We start from the raw sequence: 6,166 nt of genomic DNA on the forward strand, positions 1-6,166 counted from the left end.
TCGGGGACGACGAGGGGGCCCACGGCGGCGACCTCTCCCGGGCGCTCAGCAGCCTGCAAATGGAGGCCGGGCCCCGGGAGCACTACCGGCGCCTGACGGACCAGGCGGCCGCGCTCGAGCGCGCGCAGCTGTATGCCCCGGCCGAAGAGCTCTGGCAGCAGGCGACCCTGCTGGCGACGACGCACCTCGACGCCGACTGGTGCGAGGCAAGGCGCGAGTGGTGCCGCCGCCGGGCGCTGAGCGGCCCGCCGCGGCCACGCTAAGCGGGGGCGGCATGACGCACACCCTGTTCTGGCTGCTGTGCCTGGCCGGCTGCGCCTGCTGGGGCACGGTGCTGTGGGGGTTTTTATGGGGGTACTGACCCCCGGGATAACGATGGAGTGGACAGCATGACAGACAACGGGACGGCCGGACAGCCGGCGATGATAACGGGCATACGGCATCTGGTGCTGATGCGCTTTCGGCCCGGCACGGCGCCGGCGACGCTGGCGCAGATACGGGCGGGGTTCCTGGCGCTGCCGGGGCAGGTGCCCGGGGTCATGGCGGTGGAGTGGGGCGAGAACGACAGTCCGGAGGTGTGGCACGGTGGCCTGACGCATGCCGTGATGATGACCTTCCGGGATGCGCAGGCGCGGGCGGTGTACCTGCCGCACCCGGCGCACGCGGCGCTGCAGGGGGTGATGCGTCCGGCGCTGGCGCAGGTGGTGGTGCTGGATTATCCGGTATGGCCGGACAATGTCGTGACGGCCTGAGGCCGGCCACGCCGGCAGGAAAATAAAGAAAACAAAGAAAAACAAATAAAAACAAAAAATAAAGGTGAACAGCATGGAAAAAAACGTCACTGCAGGCCGGCTGTCGCCGGCGACAAGGGGGCTGCTGGCCGCGCTGATAGTGGGGAGCGCGCTGCCGGCGGCGGGGAATGAACCCGGCCATGACGCCGCCCCGCAGACTGATGCCGACACCCGCACCGCGGCAACCTATGCCGCCCGCGCCGGGCGGGCATTCGCCGCCGGGGAGGTCGGGCAATCCACCGCCGCCTGGGCCGGCTCGGCGGTGGCCGGGGCGGCCGGCGACCGGCTGTCGCAATGGCTGGGGCAGTTCGGCACCGCCCGCGTGCAGCTGGATACGGATGCGCGCTTCACGCTGCGCAATGCGCAGCTCGACGTTCTGCTGCCGCTCTACGACCGCGACGACTGGCTGGCCTTCACCCAGAGCAGCCTGCACCGCACGGAAGACCGGACGCAGGCCAACCTCGGGGTCGGACTGCGCACGTTTTACGACGACGCCATGCTGGGCGGGAATGCCTTTCTTGACCACGACCTGACCGGCGCGCACACGCGAGCCGGGCTGGGCATCGAGTACTGGCGCGATTTCATGAAGCTGGGGGCCAATACCTACCTGCGCCTGAGCGACTGGAAGACGGCGCAGGACCTGCCGGACTACGAGGCGCGCCCCGCCAACGGCTGGGACCTGCGCGCCGAGGCCTGGCTGCCGGCGCTGCCGCAGCTGGGCGGCCGCCTGACCTTCGCGCAGTATTACGGCGACGCGGTCGCCCTGTTCGGCCGCGACCGCCGGCAGCGTGACCCGTATGCGCTGACCGCCGGGCTCGACTACACCCCGGTACCGCTGCTGACCCTCAGCGCCGCCCACAGCCAGGGGGCGGCAGGGGAGAACGAGACCCGACTGGGGATTGCGGTGCAGTACCGGCTGGGCATGCCCTGGTCGCAGCAGACCGACCCCGCCGCGGTGCCGGCATTGCGCACCCTGGCGGGCAGCCGCCACGACCTGGTGGCGCGCGACAACGACATCGTGCTGACCTACCGCAAAAAGACGCTCATCCGCCTGCAGACCGTCGCGCAGATGAGCGGTGAACCGGGGGAGCTGCACTCCCTGGAGGCCCGCGTGACCAGCACGCACGGCCTGGCGCGCATCGACTGGTCGGCGCCGGCCCTGCTGGCGGCCGGCGGGCGCCTCGTGCAGACCGGCGGGGACGCCGGCGTGCGGTTGCCGGACTACCTCCCCGGCGCCGGGGCGGACAACGTTTACACGGTCAGCGGCGTGGCGGTAGACCGCGAAGGCAACCGGTCGGCCCCCGCGCAGACCCGGGTGACCGTCAGGCCACCGGCCGCCCCGACCTGGCGCGGCACCTTCCTGCCGGCCCACACCGTTCTGCCGGCGGACGGTCGGCACACCCAGACCCTGACCCTGACGCTGACCGACGCCCGGGGACAGCCGGCCGACCTGCCGGCCACGGCCATCACCGTCGAGACCGGGCCACGCCGCGGCGCCACGGTCAGTGCGCCGGTCAGGCAGGCGCCGGGGGTGTACAGCGCCATTGTCACGGCGGGCCGCGAAGCGGAAACCCTGACGCTCACCCCGGTGGTTGACGGCACCCGCCTGCCGGCGGCCACCGTCACCGTCGGGCAGGGAACGCCGGACCCTGCCCACTCCACCTTCACGGTGACACCGGACCGGCTGACGGTGGGGGAAAAGGCCACCCTGACCTTCACGGCGGGGGACGCCGGCGGGGCCCCGCTGGCCGGTCTGGCGGACGACCTGACGCTGCGCATTACCGACAGCGACGGCCGGCCGGTCCCGGCCGGGGCGGTCACGACCGGCACCGTCACCGAGTCCGGCAGTGCGCCCGGGACCTACACGGCCCCGCTCGCCGGCGCCCAGGCCGGCGACTACACGCTGACGCCCCTGTACAGCGGCGCGCCGATGGGGCTGCCGGACATCATCCTGACGCTGCTGCCGGCGGCCCGCCTTGACACGGTGAGCGTTAACGGCGCGACCTTTGCGGTCACGGACGGATTTCCGACGACGGGCTTTCAGGGGGCCACCTTCACCCTGGCGCCGGACACCGGCAGCGCGGCGGACTACGTCTGGGCGTCGGATGCGCACTGGGTGGCGGTCAGCGACGGCGTGGTGCGCTTTACCGGTCAGGGGCAGGGCGGGACGGTCACCCTCACGGCCACCCCGAAGCAGGGCGGCGACCCGCTGCACTATGCGTTCACCCTGACCGACTGGTATACGCCGACGCCCGCTAAACTGCCCTGGCTGCAGGCGGACGCGCACTGCAGCCAGACGGGGGCGGCGCTGGCGACCCGGGCACAATTGAGCAAGGGGAAAGCGGTACGCGGCGTCGGCACCCTGTGGAGCGAGTGGGGCGACATGGGGGCCTATGCCGGCGCCGGGGTGCTCGACCAGAACAACTGGACGTCTGATGCCCGGGCGAGCCTCAGGGTGCACTATCTGGTCAACCTGGACAACGGCCATGACGGTAGCGCTTTTGCCGACGGGATGGCCTTCGGCGCGCTATGCCGCCGGGCGCTGTAAGCATCCGGGACCCTTTTTACCCGGCGGTTTAATGGCGGTTTAACCGGGTCGACGACCGGCCCGGTATGCTACCGGACAGCCGCAACACAAGGAGATAACACGATGGTCAAAGACGTCACTGCCGAGGCGCTGGAGCAGGCCGGGCTGGACCGGCGGGCCGCCCGACGCTGGCTGGAGGTCCTGGCGCACTGCACGCCGGACGAGCAGGAGTGGGTGGTGCGCCGCCGCAATGCCTGTCTGGCCCGGGCGCGGCGGGCCCGGCCCGGACGGGATAACTTTGAGGAGGTCAAGCGGGCGGCCGCCGCCCTGCAGGACCGCATGGGGCTGCGGCCCTCTTTTCGGGTGCCCTTCGCGCCCCGCAAGGCCCCGTGAGGGGCTGCGCCGGCGCCCGTTACCCCCAACACACAGGATGAGGACACCATGACAATGCTGAAACGCACTCCCTGGCGGCCGGGGCTGCTGTGCCTGGTCGCGCTGCTGCTGGCCGGGTGTGTGAACACCCGCTGGGTCAGGCCGGGCGCGACGCCGGCGGACCTGCAGCGCCAGGAAACGGCCTGCGAGGCGCAGGCGCTGACCACGCTGCCCCCGGACAATGTGGTCGAGCACAGCCACACGACCACGACCCGTCGGGCGGCGGAGAAAGACGGGCAGGCCGCGGCGCGTGACACCGACCGCGACGACGACATTACCGACGCCAACGCCGCCGCGCGTGAGGTGCTGGTCAGCGACTGCCTGTACCGCCATGGCTGGACGCAGGAGCGGGTTGACCGGTAAGGCGCGCGGAGACAACGAGACCGGCAACGGGGACCGCCCCGGACGCCGGGTGTTTTTTTCGGGTCGGGCCGGCGCCGGCCGGAAGAGAAAAGCCGGCGCCAACGGCCGGAGAAAGCCGCAAGAAATCCCTGTTTTTTCCACCTGAACAGGGGCGTTTATTTCATCTATGGAGAGTCTATGATGCGCAAAGTGACGACAGGGATATTGTTCCTGCTGGTTTCGCTGACCTGGGGGACAACCTGGCTGGCGATGCGGGTGGCCGCTGAAACCATCCCCCCGGTGTTTGCAACCGGCATGCGGTTTATGTTTGCGGCACCGTTCTTAATCAGCCTGGCCCGGGCAAGAAAAACACCGCTTTTATTCCCCCCCGGCCAACGCGCCTTCCAGCTTGTCATTGCCGTTTTTTATTTTGCCCTTCCTTTTTCGTTAATGATTTACGGCGAAACCTACGTCAGTTCCGGACTGGCCTCCCTGCTGTTTTCGACGATGCCGGTGGCCATTTTGATTGCCTCGGTTTTGTTTTTGAATGAAAAAACAAACGCCCTGCAGATAGCGGGGTTAACGCTCGCCCTCGCGGCCCTGGCGGGCATTCTCCTCGAAGAGACCCGGGCCAGTCCGGACAGCCACTGGCAGGGGATCGCGGCCCTGGTTACTGCCGTGCTCATCCATGCCCTCGTCTATACGCAATGCAAGAAGAGAAGCTGCACCGTCTCAGTGATAACGTTTAACGCGCTCCCGTGCCTTTTGGCCGGCGTGATGCTGTCTGCAGCAGGATGGGTCGTGGAAAGGCCCCAGCTCTCCGCCTTCTCCGCGCACTCACTCCTCGCCACCCTGTATCTCGGCGCTTTTGCCGGGGTGTTTGGGATTTTGTGCTACTTTGCGCTGCAGCAAAAGGCCACGGCCTTCCAGGCGTCGCTGGTGTTTCTGGTTTTTCCGCTGATTGCGGTCAGTCTGGAAGACGCTATTTATGGGTATGCGGTCTCAACCGTCTCCATGCTGCTGATTATCCCGCTGGCCACCGGCATATTGTTGACGCTGGTCGCCAGGAAACGGCTGCTCGCTGACCAGGGGCGTTTATTATCAACGCGCGAGGGGCCCCCTGAGCACACCCGCGCGCCTGAGGGCTGACAACGGCGGTTCTGTTAAGGCGAAGGCATATACCCCCGCGCGGCCCCGGCAGGGCCGGCCTCGAGCGGCTATTGAAAGCCTGCCGGTTCACCCCCCGGCGCCATGGTGAACCGGCGAGCGAACGTGCTACGATAGCCCCATGAAAAAGCATCCGACCCCCCATGACCTGGCCTTCAGGCAGTTTTTGTCCCATCCCGATACCGCGCGGGATTTTATGCAGCTGCACCTGCCGGCAGACCTGCTGGCCATCTGTGACCTCAGCACGCTGAAGCTGGAATCCGGCAGCTTTGTCGAAGAAAGCCTGCGCCCGTACTTCAGTGATATTCTCTACAGCCTGAAGACCCGGGCCGGCGACGGCTATATCCACGTCCTTGTGGAAGCACAATCCTCGCCCGATAAGCACATGGCTTTTCGCTTGATGCGCTACGCCGTCGCCGCCATGCAGCGGCACCTCGACGCCGGGCACAAAACCCTGCCGCTGGTCATCCCTGTCCTGTTCTATACCGGCAAACGCAGCCCGTACCCTTACTCCACCAACTGGCTGCAGGAGTTTGATGACCCCACACTGGCGGAAAAACTGTACACCGGCGATTTTCCGCTGGTTGATGTGACGGTCATTCCCGACGAAGAGATTATGGGTCACCGCAGCATGGCCGCACTGACCCTGCTGCAGAAACATATTCGCCGGCGCGACCTGGCCGAACTGACCGACAGGCTGTCCGCCATTCTGCTGACCGGCTATCTCTCTTCGCCGCAGGTGATTTCGCTGATACACTATATTATCCAGGCCGGTGAATCGGCGAATGCGCAGGCATTTGTTCGCGAACTGGCCCTGCGGGTTCCGCAACACGAGGAGGAACTGATGACCATCGCACAACAGCTAGAACAAAAAGGTATCGAGAAGGGTATCGAACAGGGTATCCAG

Annotated in this window: 7 protein-coding genes; all 7 read left to right on the forward strand. The window is 67.3% G+C overall.

The genetic code is table 11. The features are described 5' to 3' along the window. Nucleotides 1-263: ANR family transcriptional regulator (locus tag ADK28_RS08435; protein ID WP_048795406.1), on the forward strand; the 263-nt coding region annotated here is incomplete at its 5' end. Between the two features lie 126 nt (nt 264-389). Next, nucleotides 390-752, forward strand: a complete 363-nt coding sequence (locus ADK28_RS08440) for a Dabb family protein (protein ID WP_204375370.1) — start codon at nt 390-392, stop codon at nt 750-752. Nucleotides 753-825: 73 nt separating this feature from the next. Continuing rightward, complete coding sequence (locus tag ADK28_RS29235; RefSeq protein WP_053091617.1) at nt 826-3,339, forward strand: inverse autotransporter beta domain-containing protein; 2,514 nt, start codon at nt 826-828, stop codon at nt 3,337-3,339. 102 nt (nt 3,340-3,441) lie between these two features. After that, complete coding sequence (locus ADK28_RS08450) at nt 3,442-3,711, forward strand: PerC family transcriptional regulator (protein ID WP_048795407.1); 270 nt, start codon at nt 3,442-3,444, stop codon at nt 3,709-3,711. 48 nt (nt 3,712-3,759) lie between these two features. Continuing rightward, nucleotides 3,760-4,113, forward strand: a complete 354-nt coding sequence (locus tag ADK28_RS08455; RefSeq protein ID WP_147882794.1) for a hypothetical protein — start codon at nt 3,760-3,762, stop codon at nt 4,111-4,113. Between the two features lie 180 nt (nt 4,114-4,293). Next, nucleotides 4,294-5,241 (forward strand): DMT family transporter, encoded by a 948-nt coding sequence (locus tag ADK28_RS08460; RefSeq protein ID WP_048795412.1) that lies wholly within the window; start codon nt 4,294-4,296, stop codon nt 5,239-5,241. A 139-nt stretch (nt 5,242-5,380) separates the two neighbouring features. Beyond that, nucleotides 5,381-6,166, forward strand: a 786-nt coding sequence (locus tag ADK28_RS08465; RefSeq protein WP_048795409.1) for an Rpn family recombination-promoting nuclease/putative transposase, incomplete at its 3' end; no start/stop codon positions are given.

It is taken from the genome of Serratia sp. 506_PEND (assembly GCF_001076875.1).
In the GTDB taxonomy this organism is placed as follows: Bacteria; Pseudomonadota; Gammaproteobacteria; order Enterobacterales; family Enterobacteriaceae; genus Serratia; species Serratia marcescens.

Coding starts and splice junctions, on each gene's coding strand:
- ADK28_RS08440 (WP_204375370.1), top strand. CDS start 390: ATGACAGACAACGGGACGGCCGGACAGCCGGCGATGATAACGGGCATA.
- ADK28_RS29235 (WP_053091617.1), top strand. CDS start 826: ATGGAAAAAAACGTCACTGCAGGCCGGCTGTCGCCGGCGACAAGGGGG.
- ADK28_RS08450 (WP_048795407.1), top strand. CDS start 3,442: ATGGTCAAAGACGTCACTGCCGAGGCGCTGGAGCAGGCCGGGCTGGAC.
- ADK28_RS08455 (WP_147882794.1), top strand. CDS start 3,760: ATGACAATGCTGAAACGCACTCCCTGGCGGCCGGGGCTGCTGTGCCTG.
- ADK28_RS08460 (WP_048795412.1), top strand. CDS start 4,294: ATGCGCAAAGTGACGACAGGGATATTGTTCCTGCTGGTTTCGCTGACC.